This window comes from uncultured Phocaeicola sp., from assembly GCF_948499155.1.
Lineage (GTDB): Bacteria > Bacteroidota > Bacteroidia > Bacteroidales > Bacteroidaceae > Phocaeicola > Phocaeicola faecalis.
The window spans coordinates 125372-143026 of record NZ_CAOOSE010000005.1; the positions used below are offsets into that span (position 1 = coordinate 125372).

Below are 17655 nucleotides of genomic sequence, written 5' to 3' on the forward strand. Positions count from 1 at the left end.
ATTCGTATGCTTAAGCTTTTTCTTATGGACATCCAAGCCTCTGTAAGCGGCAGATTACTACAGACTGCGGCAGTGGACTGTACGAACTCAGGCAGTGGACTGTACGGTCCGTTGTAGTGGACTGTACGGTCTGCGGCAATAGACCGTAGTAGTCTACCGTATGAAAGGGCTTAACCTAAAGGACGAAAATGCTTAGTCAGGCTGAAGAAAGAGACTGTGGCTGCAAATGACGGGAATGGAAATAAAGGCGTACAAATGAACTATGGGTTAATTTTTAGCTTATTTCACCTTACAGATTGATTTAAATACCTATATTTGTGTTTCTAAATTAATGAAAGAAATGGCATATCAGTTTACAAGGATAGCAGTAAAGATTGGAAGCAATGTGCTGGCGCGCAAAGATGGCACGCTGGATGTGACACGGATGTCGGCACTCGTAGACCAGATAGCGGAACTGCACAAGGCGGGAGTGGAGGTGATTTTGATTTCATCGGGAGCCGTTGCTTCGGGAAGAAGTGAAATCAAGCCCTCTAAAAAGTTGGACAGTGTTGACCAGCGACAACTTTTCTCCGCTGTGGGGCAAGCCAAACTGATAAACCGCTATTATGAATTGTTTCGCGAGCATGGCATTGCCGTAGGGCAGGTGCTCACTACAAAAGAAAGTTTTGCCACGCGTCGCCATTATCTCAATCAGCGCAACTGCATGATGGTGATGCTGGAGAACGGAGTGATTCCGATTGTAAATGAAAACGATACCATATCGGTGACGGAACTGATGTTTACCGACAATGACGAGCTTTCGGGCATGGTTGCCTCGATGATGGATATGCAGGCACTGGTCATCCTGAGCAATATCGACGGTATCTATAACGGTTCGCCTTCTGCTCCCGGCGTTCGGGTAATCAGAGAGGTGGAGCAGGGAAAAGACCTTTCAGACTATATCAGGACAGAGAAGTCCGGCTTCGGGAGGGGAGGGATGCTGACAAAGACGACCATTGCCCGCAAAGTGGCGGATGAAGGCATTACCGTCATTATTGCAAACGGGAAGAGGGAGAATATATTGGTCGATGTGTTGCTGCATCCCGAAGAAACGGTGTGTACTCGTTTTATTCCGGCTACGGATGGGGTGTCGAGCGTAAAGAAATGGATTGCTCACAGCGAAGGCTTTGCAAAAGGGGAATTACATTTGAACGAACCGGCGGTGAAAGTGTTGAAAGGAAAGAAGGCAGTGAGTTTGCTGCCGGTCGGCATCGTTGCCATAGAAGGGGATTTCGAGAAAGATGATATTGTGAAAATCATAGACCACAAGGGAAAGCAAATAGGAGTGGGGCGTGCCGGTTACGATTCGGAAGAAGCGCGTCAGCTGATGGGCAGACATGGCCAAAAGCCGGTGGTACATTATGATTATCTGTATTTGGATTAATCAAACTTGACAGTAATGGGAAGACTGACAGATACTTTTCAGAAGGTGCGGGAAGCCGGCAAGAGTCTGGCTTTTTGCGAGGAGGCAAAGATAAATGAGGTCTTGTGTTCCGTGGCGGATGCCACGGAAGCGCAAGCCGGACAGATTTTGTCGGAGAATGCCAAAGACTTGGCAAGGATGGATGAGTCTAATCCGAAGTATGACAGGCTGAAGCTGACGGCCGAACGTATTCACGGCATTGCCGAAGGCATTCGCAGTGTGACGCGGCTTCCGTCTCCCGCAGGGAGGGTATTGAGCGAAACGGTTCGTCCCAACGGCATGACGTTGACGAAGGTTAGTGTGCCTTTCGGCGTTATCGGTATTGTGTACGAAGCGCGTCCCAATGTTACGCTGGATGTCTTTTCACTTTGCTTTAAGTCGGGAAACGCTTGCCTGCTGAAAGGGGGAGGTGATGCCGATTGTTCCAACCGGGCTATCGTATCGGTCATTCATTCGGTCTTGATACAGCAGGGATTGAGTCCTGAACTTGTTGCTCTGCTTCCGCCTGATCATGAATCTGCTGCCGAACTGTTGAATGCGAGAGGTTATGTAGATTTGCTGATTCCCCGCGGCGGGAAAGGACTGATTGATTTTGTCCGTCAGAATGCCACTGTTCCGGTGATAGAGACGGGAGCCGGCGTGTGTCACGCTTATTTTGACAGGAGCGGTGATGTGACGAAGGGGGCCACTATTATCAAGAATGCAAAAACTCGCCGGGTCAGTGTATGCAATGCCTTGGACTGCGTGTTGGTGCATAGGGAGCGTGTGACTGACCTTCCGGCGTTGTGCAGTGGTCTGCAATATTCCAATGTGACTATATATGCCGATGGGGAAGCTTTTGCGGCTTTGCGGGAAAGTTATCCTGCGGAACTGCTCCGCCCTTCCACAAGTGAGAGTTATGGTACCGAATTCCTGGACTATAAAATGGCTGTCAAGGTGCTTTCCGGCCCTGAAGAAGCGGTGGCCCATATTACCCGATACGGTTCCGGCCATAGTGAATGTATTGTGACGGAGGACAGCCGTTCTGCCGACTATTTTATGAAAGCGGTGGATGCGGCGTGTGTTTATGTCAATGTTCCGACTTCTTTTACAGACGGCGGCGAGTTCGGGCTTGGCGCGGAGATAGGTATCAGTACGCAGAAACTTCATGCCCGCGGGCCGATGGGATTGGAGGAGCTTAATACGTATAAATGGATAATCCGTGGAGAAGGACAGGTAAGAGACTGACCGGTGAAATAGAAATTACACATTATATATATAGAACGAATTATGAGATACTTTACAAATGTACACGATTTGGGTGATTTGAAGACAGCTTTGGCTGAGGCGTTTGAAATCAAGAAAGACCGCTACAAGTATGAAAACCTGGGAAAGCATAAGACTTGCCTGTTGATATTCTTCAACAACAGCCTGCGCACCCGCTTGAGTACTCAGAAGGCTGCACGCAACCTGGGCATGGACGTTATTGTGCTCGATGTGAACCAAGGTGCATGGAAGTTGGAGACAGAACGCGGTGTGATTATGGATGGTGATAAGAGTGAACACTTGCTGGAAGCCATTCCGGTGATGGCTTCTTATTGCGATATCATCGGTGTGCGCTCTTTTGCTCATTTTGAGAACCGTGAAGATGATTATACGGAAAAGATTCTGAATCAGTTTATTAAGTATTCGGGTAAACCGGTGTTTTCGATGGAAGCTGCTACGGGCCATCCGTTGCAGGCTTTTGCCGACCTGATTACTATTGAGGAATATAAGAAGAAAGAACGTCCTAAGGTGGTGTTGACTTGGGCACCGCATCCGCGTGCGCTTCCGCAGGCTGTTCCCAATTCTTTTGCTGACTGGATGAATGAGGCTGATGTGGATTTTGTTATTACTCATCCCGAAGGTTATGAACTTGATTCTAAGTTTGTCCGCAATGCCAAAGTGGAGTATAATCAGATGAAGGCGTTTGAGGGAGCTGATTTTATTTATGCCAAGAACTGGGCTTGTCCGGGTGTGACTCGTCCGGAGGATTATGGTAAGGTGCTGAGTAAAGATATGGGTTGGACGGTAGACACAGCTCATATGGCAGTTACCGACAATGCTTTCTTTATGCACTGTCTGCCTGTCCGTAGAAATATGATTGTGACGGATGATGTGATTGAAGCGCCTACTTCGTTGGTGATTCCCGAAGCTGCCAATCGTGAGATTTCTGCAACAGTGGTGCTGAAACGTTTGTTGCAAGGGTTGGAGTCATAGTTGTCAAGTCAAGTGGAATATGGTTGGGGGTGTCAAAACTAAAGTGACCTGTCACTTTGTCAACTGTAGGGGCAGGGTTTGCCTGCCCAAATACACAAAGTAAACTGTTTTCGGGCGAGCGAACCTCGCCCCTACGAACGAAACGACAGCATTATCCACGTTTTGACACCACCCCATGATTCCCTCATTATTGAAGTCGGTTATCACTTCTCGATGTCCATGCCTTCGTCTATCCAGTTTAGGATACCTTTATCCAGATTGTAGACTTTAAATCCCTTCTTTACCAAGAGTTTTGCTGCATTGCGGCTTCTTCTTCCGCTTTTACAGTATACAGCTACCGGTTGGTCTTTCTGCAACAGTTCATCAACGGCGGCGGCAAAGTTCTCGTCCATTACATTGATGTTCAGGCTGCCGGGGATATGCCCTTCCGAGTATTCGGCGACGGTGCGCACATCCACCAACTGGATTTTATTGTCTTTTATCAACTCTTCGAATTGGGGTGTTGATAAGCTTTTGAACTTCTCTTGTTCTTTTCCTGTGCATGCCCATAATCCGAGTGCAAAGGCGCAGATAAAGAACACAAAATAAATGGTTTTAATCATATCGCTTTTTTATTAATAAGTAAATGAACGGCTGGTCATCCCTTCTTTGTAGGTATTCAGTGTAAAGACAATCTCGTCTCCCTCTTGCAATACGTCGGCGTAAGCCCAAAGAGGAACAGAAAGGTAGACTTTGCGGCTGAAACCTTCCACATCGTTGTGGCGGTCGTGGTAGAGAGTGAGATGCAGTGTCTTTGTGCCGTCCTCGTTGTGGGTAATTCCGTTGTCGATGAAATGATACTCGTGTGTGCGGTCTTTCACCATTGCCAGTGCTATCAGGTTCAGGTAACTGCCACTTCTCCAGATGCTTTGGATGGCAACCGGATCTGTATGTATTTCCTTGAATGTATCTTTTGCTTTGGGAATGGGAGAGATGGCCGACTGTGTGTTATACAGGATAGCTTTCAGTGACGATGATTCAGAATCATTGACAGGGGCGTACATGGTAACAGTACGGTAAACGCTGTCGGGTGTCAAGCCGTCCAGACCGGCGCGGGGCTGTATGCTCCACATTATCCCCTCGTCGTTTTTCAGATAAGCCGCCGTTCCCGTATGGTCTGTCACCAAGTCTGTCATTTCGGTCAAGACATTGGGATAGACATAATCGTCATCGCTACAAGCAGTGAGCAATGAAGGGGCAAGAAGGCATAAAAGAATAAATTTCTTCATTGGTAAATCATCTGTTTATCATTAACTGTACTGTTACCTTTGTTGGGTCGTCATTCGGAGAGATTAGCTTTTGGCTGCCTCCAGATAGTTGATTAACGGATTGGCATACATCGTCAAAATCTTGTTGCGCAAGAAAGGAATATCCTTGTCGGGCAAATCAATCTTGGCTATCTGTCCTTCCAGATACTTTTCAAACTTGTTCTTTTCTTCTTCGGTATATTCTTCGGCGAAGCGGTTATCTCCCATTAAGAGATCGCACGCCACATAATTGCCGGCATACAGATGATAGTTTTGATGAATATGCTTGTCTATCAGTGTGGAGATGGCGGTAAACACTTCCGTTTTGGATAAGTTGCGTTCCTTTATCTCATCCAGTTCTTTGTTCAGGCAGGCTGAAGTCTGGAAATGGATACGGCCTTTATACCCATAAAGTCCGGTTTGCATATTGATAAGGTCATCTTCCGGAGATTTCTGGAAGTTGGCATCGTCACGTTTCTGTTGTAGCTCTTTTGCTTTCAGAAAGTCGCATGGGTCGTATTCGTAAGAGATGGAGAGAGGAACGATATTCAGTTCTTTCAATCGTGCGATGGCATCTCCTTCTCCCGCCATGGCCATCATTTTGAGTACACTGTCCTGAGTGCGGTCGTTGGAGTCTTTTGCGCGTCCCTGACGTTGGGCAATCCACAGGTTCTCATGCTTATGGGTGATGGCAAAGTGCATATAGCGCGACATCAGTGCAGATGCTTCCAGTTTCTGACGCATGCTGAGACCGCGTTGCACGATGAATGATTTATTGATACGTACCAGTTTCTTTATCCAGGGATAAATCAGCAGATTGTCGCCGATGGCGATTTCCACGGTATTCATCTTTTGGTCTATCAACAGAATGCATAGAAAAGCGGAGTCGAGGATAATATCACGGTGATTGGAAATGAAGGTGTAATTCATTGTTTTGTCCGTCAGGGCAGAACAGTCGAATGTCAGCCCATTGGCGCATTTCTTTACCAAATCCCATAATAATCCGTAAAAAAATGCTTTTTGGAACTCCAGGTTTGTCCGGCATAGGCGCATCTTCTCGGCAAGGGCCTCAAAAGGTATGCCCGGCATAACAGACTCTACCACTGCCCGGAAGCTTGGGTCGGCGATTAGCTCTTCATAGATTTTCGGCAACTCTTCGGGAGTGTAGGGGCGAATCTTATCAAATTCAGCTGGTATGTTCATGGCTCTTCTAATTTAAGTTAAAACTTATTTTCGATAATATCGGTCATTACATCTTTGATGTCCAGTCCGGCGGCACGCACTTGCTGTGGGATAAAGCTGGTAGCGGTCATGCCCGGAGTGGTGTTGATTTCCAACAGGTTGACTTTGTCGCCTTCGGTAATGATATAATCGATGCGGATAATGCCCGAACAACCTAATATATCATAGATGGCGGAAGTGAGCAGACGTACGCGTTCTGCCGTGTCTTCGGGAAGACGTGCGGGAGTGATTTCCTGTACCTGTCCGTTGTATTTGGCATCGTAATCAAAGAACTCATTGTCGGTTACTACCTCGGTAATGGGGAACACCACTTCTTTATCTTTTGTCTTGTAACATCCGCAAGTCACTTCCGTGCCTTTCATGTAGGCTTCAATCATCACTTCATCGCTTTCATGGAAGGCTTTTTCGATGGCTGGCTGAATCTCTTCTTCTGTTTTGACTTTCGTCACGCCGAAGCTGGAACCGCCGGCATTCGGTTTGATGAAACAAGGCAGACCGATTTTGCTGATTACTTCTTGGTTGGTGATTTCAAAACCTTTGCGGAGAATCAGGGACTCGGATACCCGTATTCCAAATCCTTTCAGGTATTGGTTGCAGGTGAACTTATTGAATGTTATTGCCGAAACCAATACGTTGCAACTGGAATAAGGAATACCCAGCAAGTCAAAGTAGCCTTGCAGGATACCGTTCTCACCCGGGGTGCCGTGGATGGTGATATAAGCGAAATCGAAAAGTTTCTTTTCGCCATTCTCTATGAATCCGAAGTCGTTACGGTCAATAGGAGTTTTAGTGCCATCGGGCAAGATGACTTCCCAACGGTGGCCTTCCATTTCTACTATATATAAGTTATAACGCTCTTTGTCAATGAAAGAGTAAATTCCCTGTGCGCTGCGCAGGGAAACGGGGAGTTCACTGGAATCTCCTCCGGCTACTATCGCAATGGTACGTTTCATAGTTCTTCTCTGTTGCTGATATAGTTTCTCCACTTGTCTATCAGGTTTGTCATATCCTCGGGCAACGGAGAGGTGAAAAACATCTCTTCGCCGGTGCGGGGATGGACAAAGCCCAGCGTCATGGCGTGAAGTGCCTGACGGGGGCAGGTCTCGAAACAGTTGTTTACGAATTGTTTGTATTTACTGAAATGTGTTCCTTTTAGAATTTCGTTTCCACCGTAGCGTTCATCGTTGAACAAGGTGTGTCCGATATGTTTCATGTGTACACGTATCTGGTGGGTGCGTCCGGTTTCGAGTACACATTCCACCAGCGTGACATAGCCTAACCGGTCCAGAACCCGGTAATGGGTGACGGCATGCTTTCCTTGTGTGGGGTCGCTTAATACCGCCATTTGCATACGGTCTTTCGGATTCCTGCCGATATTGCCCTCTACAGTGCCTTCGTCATTTTCTACTATTCCCCAAACCAACGCATTATATTTACGTTTGGTGGTCTTGTTGTAGAATTGAAGCCCGAGGTGTGTTTTGGCATCGGGAGTCTTGGCCACTACCAGCAGGCCGGAAGTGTCTTTGTCAATACGATGGACAAGTCCCACCTGCGGATCATTCGGATCATATTTGGGATTGTCTTTTAAATGCCAGGCGATGGCGTTGACCAATGTGCCGTGATAATTGCCGCATCCCGGATGTACGACCAGTCCGGCAGGTTTGTTAATCACCATCAGGTCATTGTCTTCATATACAATGTCCAGTGGTATGTCTTCGGGGATAATATCATTGTCGTAACGCGGACGGTCCATCATGACTGTCAGCACGTCACAGGGCTTCACTTTATAGCTGCTTTTCACCGGTTTGCCGTTTGCCATGACAAAACCGGCATCGGCGGCTTTCTGGATTCGGTTGCGCGAAGAGTTGACCAACCGTTCGAACAAGTATTTATCTATCCGCACTTGCGACTGGCCTTTGTCCACCACTACCCGGAAGTGTTCATATAGCTCCGAAGGGTCTTCCACCACTCGTTCTATATCATCCAGCGTATCGTCTATTTCATCCGCATAGTCTTCTGTCATCATCACTTTATTTGGAATAGTTAGAACCAAGATTTGTCTATCACGGGAGTATCATCGTCACCGGTGGTTGTGGAGTCTATCAAGGTCGAGTCATTGGTCAACTCGTCATTGCCGTTACCCACATGCAAGGTTAATAAAGCCTCGTGAGGAACTTTGTCGCCGGCATTCAGGGTGCGGCCTTTGTAAGTGACGCTGTATACCCAGTCTTTCTCACCGCTGATGTATACCGGTTCGGCCACCTTGAAGCCTAAAGCGCGCAGCTTGGCTTCGGCTTGGCGCAGTGAACTGTTGTCCATGATATCGGGAACACTCACTTTGGGCGCACTGTCCATGTTGACGGTGAGGTAAACCGTTCTTCCTTCTTTTACTTTTGAACCTCCGGCAGGATTCTGTTCCAGTATGGCACCGGGAGGCATCCCTTTGACATAACTGGAGTCGATGGCGACCGCCTTGAGATTTTGTTTATAGATTTCGTTTTCGGCCTGACGTATAGGCAATCCTTTTACATTGGGAACGACCACTGCTTCACCATGGCGGGTGTAATTGTCCAGCCATTGCAGCGTTCCTAAAGCTATTGCTATCACAACAATAATCATGGCCACCAGGTTGAGCCAAAAGAAGCGGTTGTTCTTGAACGAAAAGAATTCTTTGAATGTTACCATAACTAGTTAGATTATTCCGCGTCAAAGATACGACAAATTCAGAATTGTTCCTATATTTATAGTCGAATATCATCTGTAAATAGCCGAATATCTTTTCTTCTTTCTTCTGAAGAGCGTATTTATATTAAAGCGTTTCTCCTGTTTCGTATAATTATAATGGATATTTTTGTACCTTTGCGGCCCGAAAACGAACCTATTCTAAATTCAGGATTAACATTTTAAGCTAAAAAGATGACAAACGAGACAACAAACGAGCACGAGGTCCTATTATTACGCCGCAAACTGGACCTGTTGCTGCGTACAGGAAAAATGCTCATGGAGAGCGCTGCGGATACTAATCGAATTGAGCGGAATATGAAGCGTGTCGCTGCCTATCTCGGCATCCCCGAAGATAAGTTGCACATCGATATCCGGTGGACTATGTTGATGGTTAATGTAAGTGACGAGAAACATTCTTTTTCCAAGTTCCAAAAATGTGAGAAACATGGCATTAACATGGAAGCCATTTCAAAAATCAGTAAATTGTCATGGCGTGCCATCGAACAGGATTATTCGTTGGATAAGTATGAGGAGGAACTGGAGAAGATTGCCCATCAGAAACGTAATTATACTCCTTACGTTGTTGCCATCTGTACCGGATTTGCCTGTGGCGGATTCTGTAAATTGTTTGGTGGTGACTGGATTGCTTTCTTGATAACCGCACTCTGTACTTTTGTCGGATTCCGTACCCGTGCCCGTTGCATAGAGTTCGGGATAAATGTGTACATGAGTATTGCTATTTCGGCATTTGTCTGCACGTGTCTGGCGTATGCCTTTTCGTTTACAGGATGGTCTGTAACACCTTATCATCCCTTATTGGCATGTACGCTGTATATCGTTCCGGGAGTCCCGCTAATTAACTTTGTGGATGACATGATTGATAATCATTTGCTGGTGGGTATCACTCGTGCCGCCAATACGGTCATGATGGTAGGGGGCATGGCATTCGGTATTGCCTTTGCGATGAGGCTTTTAGTGATGAATGATGTGACGATTGACCAGAAATTCAGTGAACTGAGTATGGTTCCGCATGACGGATATTGGGTGTATGCTATTGCAGCGGCTATTGCAGCGATGGGCTTTGCCACTATCTTTAATATTCAACGCCGCCTTTTGTGGGTGGTGGCTATAGGTGGAATAATTGCCGTGTGTACCCGTAACTTTGTGAACTTTGAACTGGGATACGGTCCGGTCATCGGTTCGTTTATGGGAAGTTTCGTTGTCAGCCTGTTGGCGGTGAAGGCCGTACACTGGTTTCACGTGCCGAATCACGTATTGACAATTCCTTCGGTCATTCCGATGGTTCCGGGTGTATTGATGTATCGTTCCTTGTTGGCATTTATTAATATGCACGGTGTGATAGGTGAGGTGACAAACGCCTTCTCAAACGGCATTAATTCTGCACTTATTATTTTGTGTATATCATTGGGTGTTGCTGTGCCCAACATCTTTGCGCGCCGTTATATTGCCAAAGACCGTCGGGAGTTTCTTCAGAAAGAATTGGAAGAACGCAAAGCACGAGGTAAATTTATTGAGTGGTAGTCTGTTGATTAATCTATAAGGAACTCCGCATGGCCGGTAAGTTAGAAAAACTTGCTCCATGCGGAGTTTTTTGATGCTAAAAAAGTAATTATTGTTCCCGATAGTGATTCATAATCTGTATATTTGCATTAAATCTATGCATTATTAAAATATTATATTATGAATAACCTACATTCCGGCCTACTTTATTCTTTGACGGGTGTCACGGCTTTGGCATCTATGTCTTCATGTGCTTCTCAGAAGAAAACGGAGGAGCAGAAACCTTTTAATATTGTCTATATCATGACGGATGACCATACTGCCCAGATGATGAGCTGCTATGACAAACGTTATATGGAAACACCTAACCTTGACAGAATTGCTAATGATGGGGTACGCTTTACCAACAGTTTTGTGGCAAACTCTTTGAGTGGCCCCAGTCGTGCCTGTATGATAACCGGCAAGCACAGTTGTGCCAATAAGTTTTATGATAATACGACGTGTGTATTTGACTCTTCACAGCAGACTTTTCCTAAGTTGTTGCAAAAAGCAGGTTACCAAACTGCTTTGGTGGGCAAATGGCATTTGGAAAGCTTGCCGACCGGCTTTAACTATTGGGAGATTGTGCCCGGACAGGGAGATTACTACAATCCCCGTTTCATTACGATGCAAAACGATACGATAGAGAAGCAGGGATATCTGACGAACCTCATTACCGATATGAGTATAGACTGGATGGAGAACCAACGCGATAAAGATAAGCCGTTTTGTCTTTTGATTCATCACAAGGCCATTCACCGCAACTGGTTGCCCGAGTTGAAATATCTGAACGAATACGAAGACAAAACCTTCACCATGCCTGATAATTTTTATGATGATTATGAGGGACGTCCGGCTGCCGCTGCGCAGGAGATGAGTATCTTTAAAGATATGGATATCATGTATGATACCAAGATGCTGGATATGAATAAGGATTCACGCTTGAAATCGGCTTATTTGAACTTTATCGGGCGTCTGACACCGGAAGAGCGCAAACAATATGATGATTTCTATGCGCCTATCATCAAGGAGTTCTATCAGAAGAATCCACAAGGAAAAGAGCTCGCCGATTGGAAATTCCAACGTTATATGCGTGATTATGCCAAGGTGGTGAAGACATTGGATGACAATGTAGGCCGCGTGCTTGATTATCTGAAAGAAAAGAATCTGTTGGATAATACATTGGTGGTCTATACTTCCGACCAAGGATTTTATATGGGTGAGCACGGTTGGTTTGACAAACGTTTTATGTATGAAGAGTCCATGCGCACACCATTGATTATGCGTCTGCCGAAAGGATTCGACAGAAAAGGAGATATCACCGAAATGGTTCAGAACATAGACTATGCGCCTACATTCCTTGAACTGGCAGGTGCTCCTGTTCCCGAGGACATACATGGGGTATCACTGCTTCCGTTACTGAAAGGCGAGCATCCGCAGAACTGGCGTAATGCATTGTATTATCATTTTTATGAGTATCCAGCAGAGCACATGGTGAAACGCCATTATGGTGTGCGTACCGACCGTTATAAATTGATTCATTTCTATAATGACATCGATGTGTGGGAACTGTATGACTTGCAGGCAGATCCGACAGAAATGCATAACCTCTACGGACAGGCTGAATATGAGCCTGTGGTGAAGGAACTGAAAGAAGAATTACTGAAGTTGCAGGAACAGTATAATGACCCTGTCCGTTTTTCTCCCGACAGGGATAAAGAGTAAAATACGATGATGAGATACATTTATCTGATAATTTTAGGCTTATTTTTTTCCATAGTCGATATGGAGGCGGATAATTCCGCTTCCATACCCTTAGTGCCTCGTCCGACCAGTGTTGTGCCTGGAACGGGAAACTTTCAATTTACTCCCAAAACAGTTTTTGCGGTCGAAACGGAGGAACAGGCTGCCGTTATCCGTTTGCTTTCCGAGCAGTTTGCCTGTGCCGCCGGCTTTACCCCGAAACTGAAAGTTGACAGTAAAAAGGGAGATTTAGTGTTCCAGACAGACAAGAACATAAAAAGCGAAGCTTATTGTCTGGAGATTACTCCCAAGAAAATAACCGTCAAGGCGGCTGATGCCAAAGGCTTCTTTTATGCTTTGCAGAGCATCCGCCAGCTATTGCCAGCGGCAATAGAAAGTGCGGTTAAAGTGAATGATGTGGAATGGGTGGTGCCGGCAATGACTATCACCGACGAGCCTCGGTTCGGCTATCGCGGACTGATGGTGGATGTCGCCCGCTTTTTCACTCCGAAGGAGAATTTGCTTCGTATCATTGACTGTATGGGAATGTTGAAACTGAATACGTTGCATTTGCATCTGGTGGATGATAACGGCTGGCGTATCGAGATAAAGAAATATCCGTTGCTGACGGAAATTGGGACTAGCCGGGTGGAGCGTCCGGGCAAACTTTTCCCCGAACGGCGGAATCAGCGTCAAGGTGAACCGACAGTGGAAAAAGGCTTCTATACTCAAGATGATATTCGTGAGATTGTTGCTTATGCGGCTGCACGCCGGATAGAGGTGATTCCCGAAATAGAGATGCCGGCACACAGCAATGCGGCGTTGGCTGCTTATCCTTTGTTGGCTTGTCCGGTGGTGGATAAATTTATCGGTGTGCTTCCCGGGTTGGGCGGAAATCATGCGGATATCATTTATTGTGCCGGCAACGACAGTGTCTTTACTTTCCTGCAAAATATAATTGACGAGGTGGTTGCATTGTTTCCTTCCAAATACATTCATTTGGGTGGTGACGAAGCCCGTAAAACCCATTGGAAGGTGTGTCCGCTGTGTCAGGCGCGGATGAAAAAAGAAGGACTGAAGGATGAAGAAGACTTGCAAGGTTACTTCATGGCACGTATGAGCAGTTATGTGAAGAGCAAAGGGCGCGAAGTCATGGGGTGGGATGAACTGACAAATACCAAGATTCCCGATGGTGCTGTTATCTTTGGCTGGCAAGGATACGGACAGTCTGCATTGAAGGCAGCCAAACAGGGACATCGTTTCGTGATGACTCCGGCACGCGTGTTGTACCTCATTCGTTATCAAGGTCCGCAATGGTTTGAGCCGGTCACTTATTTCGGCAATAATACATTGAAGGATGTATATGATTATGAACCGGTGGAACGAAGTTGGACAGCCGGGATGCGCTCATTGCTGATGGGTATACAGGGGTCTATGTGGACTGAATTCTGCAACAAGCCTGAAGAAGTGGAATACCTGATTTTCCCTCGTCTGGCAGCAGTAGCCGAAGGCGCGTGGACTTTCCCGGTGCACAAGGACTGGGACAGATTCTTGGTGGCTCTGGATAACTTTACCGGACATCTTGATGTAAAAGGAATTACTTATGCCCGTTCCATGTACAATATACAGCATAAAGTGACTCCGATGGACGGCAGCCTGCAAGTAGAGTTGGAATGTATCCGCCCCGATGTGGAGATACGTTATACCACAAACGGAAGTCAGCCCACAGCCAAGTCTTCTCTTTATGAACGCAAATGGCAAGTTACCACTCCTCAAACCATCAAAAGCGCTACCTTTAAAAACGGTAAACAGATGGGACAGACCTTGACTTTACCCATTCAATGGAACAAGGCGACGGCTAAACGGATGTTGCGCAGTAACCCGGTGGAGCGTGTGATGGTGAATGGTGTTCGCGGCAGCCTGAAATATACCGATTCGGAATGGGCGTCGTGGACACGGAATGATTCCATTGCCTTTACGCTGGATTTGAGAAAAAGAGAGCATCTGAATAAATTGGTATTGGGCTGCATCAATAATTATGGTATGGGAGTGCATAAGCCCAAACGTGTTGAGGTGTGGCTTTCCAATGAAGATATTGAATATTGGAAAGTGGCTTCCAAAGAGTTTGAGCCGGAGGAGATATTCCGCGAAGGTACATTTATAGAAAACTTGCCGTTCAACTTGGATGATGCCGGTCGCTATGTGCGTGTCATCCTCTTTGGTGCAGGTGGCTGTCCGCTTACCCACGTGCGTCCGGGGCAGGAAGCGCGGGTATGTGTGGACGAGTTGATAATAGAATAAACAAAAATACTTAGAACGATGAAGAAGCGAATAACAGAAACCCTACTGGGCCTTTGGGCTTTCGTATGGTGTCTTCCCATGATGGCACAGCAACAACCTGAATGGCAAAGTCAGTATGCTGTCGGGCTGAATAAACTGGCTCCACATTCGTATGTATGGCCTTATAAAAATGCAGCCGATGTGCGGAACGGAAATTATGAGGATTCTCCTTATTATATGAGTCTGAATGGAAAATGGAAATTTCATTGGGTGAAGAACCCCGACAACCGTCCGAAAGATTTTTATAAGCCTTCTTTCTATGACGGAGGCTGGGCGGAAATCAGTGTGCCGGGCAACTGGGAACGGCAAGGCTATGGAACAGCCATTTATGTCAACGAGACTTATGAGTTCGATGACAAAATGTTCCATTTCAAAAAGAATCCTCCATTGGTGCCTTATGAGGAAAATGAAGTCGGCTCTTACCGTCGCACATTCAGCATACCGGCAGACTGGAAAGACCGCCGGGTGGTAATTTGCTGCGAAGGGGTAATCTCTTTTTATTATATTTGGGTGAACGGCCATCTGCTTGGCTATAACCAGGGTTCGAAGACTCCTGCAGAATGGGATATTACGGACAAGTTGCAGGAGGGCGAGAATACGGTTGCGTTGGAAGTATACCGTTGGAGTGCAGGTTCTTATCTGGAGTGTCAGGATATGTGGCGGCTGAGCGGCATTGAGCGGGATGTATATCTTTACAGCACTCCCAAACAATATATTTCGGACTATAAAGTGATTTCTTCTTTGGATAAGAAAGATTATAAAGAAGGTATATTCGGGGTGGAAGCGACTGTTGAGGGGCCGTCTGCTTCAGTCTCTTCCTTGTCTTACCGCTTGGAGGATGCTGCGGGAAAAACCGTACTGAAGGGTGAGCAACCGATTAAGTCGAGAGGCCTTAGCAACTTCATAGCTTTTGAAGAACAACGGATACCTGATGTAAAACCTTGGAGTGCAGAGCATCCCCATCTTTATACGTTGGTTTTGGAGCTGAAGGACACCGATGGAAAAATTTCCGAGCTGACCGGATGTGCGGTCGGTTTCCGTACGTCCGAGATAAAGGACGGACGGTTCTGCATCAACGGTGTGCCTGTGCTGGTAAAGGGAACCAATCGCCATGAGCATTCCCAATTGGGGCGTACTGTGAGCAAAGAACTGATGGAAGAAGATATCAAACTGATGAAACAGCATAATATCAATACTGTCCGTAATTCTCACTATCCCACTCATCCCTATTGGTATCAGTTGTGCGACCGTTACGGACTGTATATGATTGATGAGGCGAATATCGAATCTCACGGTATGGGGTACGGTGCGGCATCTTTGGCAAAAGACTCTACCTGGCTGCCGGCTCACATGGATCGTATACAGCGTATGTATGAACGCTCAAAGAACCATCCTGCCATTGTGATTTGGTCATTGGGTAATGAAGCCGGAAACGGTATCAACTTTGAACGTACTTATGATTGGATGAAGTCTATAGAGCAATCTCGTCCGATACAGTATGAACGCGCGGAGCAGAATTACAATACGGACATTTACTGCCGTATGTATCGCGGTGTGGACGTACTCAGAGCGTATGCACGCCAGACCGAACCGAAAGTTTACCGTCCCTTTATAATGACCGAGTATCTGCATGCAATGGGTAACAGCGGTGGCGGATTGAAAGAATATATGGATGTATTTGAGTCTGAACCTATTGTACAGGGCGGCTGTATTTGGGATTGGGTAGACCAGTCGTTCCGCGAGATAGATGAAAACGGTAAATGGTATTGGAGCTATGGAGGCGATTATGGTCCCGAAGGGGTACCCAGTTTCGGCAATTTCTGTTGTAACGGACTGGTGAATGCCGTTCGCGAACCGCATCCTCATCTGATTGAGGTGAAGAAAGACTATCAGTATATCAAGTCGGCACTGACAGACCGGCGCAACCTTGCATTGAAGGTGAAGAATTGGTATGACTTCACCAATCTGAATGCATATACGCTGCATTGGCAGGTGGTAGGTGATAATGGAACCGTCATCAAAGAAGGTATTCACAAAATAGACTGTGCTCCCCACGCAACCGCTGATTTTGCTTTGGGACGTATAGAGCTGCCGTCGGATATCCGTGAAGCTTATCTTAATCTGAGTTGGACGCCTGATACGCCCCAACCATTTATCGGTACAGATTTTGAAGTGGCTTATGACCAGTTTGTCTTGCCTGCCAACAAGAGTTTCCATGCGCAAGCTCCCAAACCGGAAGGAGAAGTGAAGTGGGATATTGACCGGCAAACAGGCGCATTGCGCTCTTATATTTATAATGGTAAGGAAATGCTGGCATCTCCCGTTGTGCTGAGTCTTTATCGTCCTGTCACAGATAATGACAACCGTGAGAGAACAGGTGGCGCACGGGCCTGGAAAAAAGCGGGCTTGGACAATCTGGTTCAAAAGGCAACCTTTGTCGAATCGTCTGCAAAAGGCGGCAAAGCCAAAGTGGAGCTGTTGAATGCCGAGGGCCGTAAAGTGGGTACTGCCGACTTCCTGTATGCGCTGAAAAAGGACGGTACGCTGGAAGTGAAGACAACGTTTGTTCCTGATACAGCCGTTGTTACCTCGTTGGCGAGAGTCGGTCTGGCTTTTGAAATGCCGGATACTTATAACCAGGTTTCATATTTGGGACGCGGTGAGCACGAAACTTATGCAGACCGTAACCAGTCGGGACGTATTGGTATTTATCATACAGATGCAGAGCGTATGTTCCATTATTATGTAAAACCGCAGGCAACAGGAAATCGCACGGATGTACGTTGGATGAACCTGACGGATGAAGCGGGTAACGGATTGGCTTTCCGTTCGGACAAGCATTTTCAGTTCAGCGTCATTCCTTTCACGGACATGAATGTGGACAAAGCAACCCACATCAATGAACTGCAACGGACAGGTGTCGTAACCGTTCATCTCGATGCAGAACAGTCGGGAGTGGGTACCGCTACTTGCGGGCCGGGTGTGCTGCCTCAATACCTTGTCCCGGTGCAAAAACATACATTTGAATTTATGATTCGCCCTTTAACAAAATAAAAACAA

Annotated in this window: 13 protein-coding genes; 7 read left to right on the plus strand and 6 right to left on the minus strand. The window is 46.5% G+C overall.

The window, feature by feature from the left end:
- Positions 1 to 340: 340 nt before the first annotated feature.
- Genes proB through QYT14_RS05975 form a run of 3 tightly spaced genes read left to right on the plus strand, consistent with a single transcriptional unit; the run spans position 341 to position 3700 of the window.
- Positions 341 to 1423 (plus strand): glutamate 5-kinase, encoded by a 1083-nt coding sequence (gene proB / locus QYT14_RS05965; RefSeq protein ID WP_288325029.1) that lies wholly within the window; start codon positions 341 to 343, stop codon positions 1421 to 1423.
- Between the two features lie 15 nt (positions 1424 to 1438).
- Positions 1439 to 2689, plus strand: a complete 1251-nt coding sequence (locus tag QYT14_RS05970) for a glutamate-5-semialdehyde dehydrogenase (protein ID WP_288325030.1) — start codon at positions 1439 to 1441, stop codon at positions 2687 to 2689.
- Positions 2690 to 2731: 42 nt separating this feature from the next.
- Positions 2732 to 3700, plus strand: a complete 969-nt coding sequence (locus QYT14_RS05975) for an acetylornithine carbamoyltransferase (RefSeq protein WP_237039070.1) — start codon at positions 2732 to 2734, stop codon at positions 3698 to 3700.
- A gap of 203 nt (positions 3701 to 3903) precedes the next feature.
- Here QYT14_RS05975 and QYT14_RS05980 read toward each other — a convergent pair whose 3' ends face one another.
- The 6 genes from QYT14_RS05980 to QYT14_RS06005 form a co-directional block, all read right to left on the minus strand.
- Complete coding sequence (locus QYT14_RS05980) at positions 3904 to 4302, minus strand: rhodanese-like domain-containing protein (RefSeq protein ID WP_288325031.1); 399 nt, start codon at positions 4300 to 4302, stop codon at positions 3904 to 3906.
- 12 nt (positions 4303 to 4314) lie between these two features.
- Complete coding sequence (locus QYT14_RS05985) at positions 4315 to 4968, minus strand: NigD-like protein (RefSeq protein ID WP_237039068.1); 654 nt, start codon at positions 4966 to 4968, stop codon at positions 4315 to 4317.
- A 63-nt stretch (positions 4969 to 5031) separates the two neighbouring features.
- Positions 5032 to 6189, minus strand: a complete 1158-nt coding sequence (locus tag QYT14_RS05990; protein WP_237039067.1) for an acyltransferase — start codon at positions 6187 to 6189, stop codon at positions 5032 to 5034.
- Positions 6190 to 6206: 17 nt separating this feature from the next.
- Positions 6207 to 7181: a D-alanine--D-alanine ligase gene (locus tag QYT14_RS05995; RefSeq protein WP_288325032.1), complete on the minus strand. Its 975-nt coding sequence runs from the start codon at positions 7179 to 7181 to the stop codon at positions 6207 to 6209.
- The gene (locus QYT14_RS06000) at positions 7178 to 8251 is read right to left on the minus strand and encodes an RluA family pseudouridine synthase (RefSeq protein ID WP_237039138.1); all 1074 of its coding nucleotides are present in this window, start codon (positions 8249 to 8251) and stop codon (positions 7178 to 7180) included. Before QYT14_RS06000 ends, QYT14_RS05995 begins: the two co-directional genes overlap by 4 nt.
- Positions 8252 to 8271: 20 nt before the next feature.
- The gene (locus QYT14_RS06005; protein WP_237039065.1) at positions 8272 to 8913 is read right to left on the minus strand and encodes a PASTA domain-containing protein; all 642 of its coding nucleotides are present in this window, start codon (positions 8911 to 8913) and stop codon (positions 8272 to 8274) included.
- Positions 8914 to 9144: 231 nt separating this feature from the next.
- On the opposite strand from QYT14_RS06005, the gene QYT14_RS06010 reads away from it, so the two are divergent.
- The 4 genes from QYT14_RS06010 (at position 9145) to QYT14_RS06025 (ending at position 17649) form a co-directional block, all read left to right on the plus strand.
- Complete coding sequence (locus QYT14_RS06010) at positions 9145 to 10494, plus strand: threonine/serine exporter family protein (protein ID WP_288325033.1); 1350 nt, start codon at positions 9145 to 9147, stop codon at positions 10492 to 10494.
- 159 nt (positions 10495 to 10653) lie between these two features.
- Positions 10654 to 12237 (plus strand): sulfatase, encoded by a 1584-nt coding sequence (locus QYT14_RS06015; protein WP_237039063.1) that lies wholly within the window; start codon positions 10654 to 10656, stop codon positions 12235 to 12237.
- 9 nt (positions 12238 to 12246) lie between these two features.
- The gene (locus QYT14_RS06020; RefSeq protein ID WP_288325061.1) at positions 12247 to 14556 is read left to right on the plus strand and encodes a family 20 glycosylhydrolase; all 2310 of its coding nucleotides are present in this window, start codon (positions 12247 to 12249) and stop codon (positions 14554 to 14556) included.
- Between the two features lie 18 nt (positions 14557 to 14574).
- Positions 14575 to 17649: a glycoside hydrolase family 2 TIM barrel-domain containing protein gene (locus tag QYT14_RS06025; protein WP_288325034.1), complete on the plus strand. Its 3075-nt coding sequence runs from the start codon at positions 14575 to 14577 to the stop codon at positions 17647 to 17649.
- The last annotated feature ends 6 nt before the right edge of the window (positions 17650 to 17655 follow it).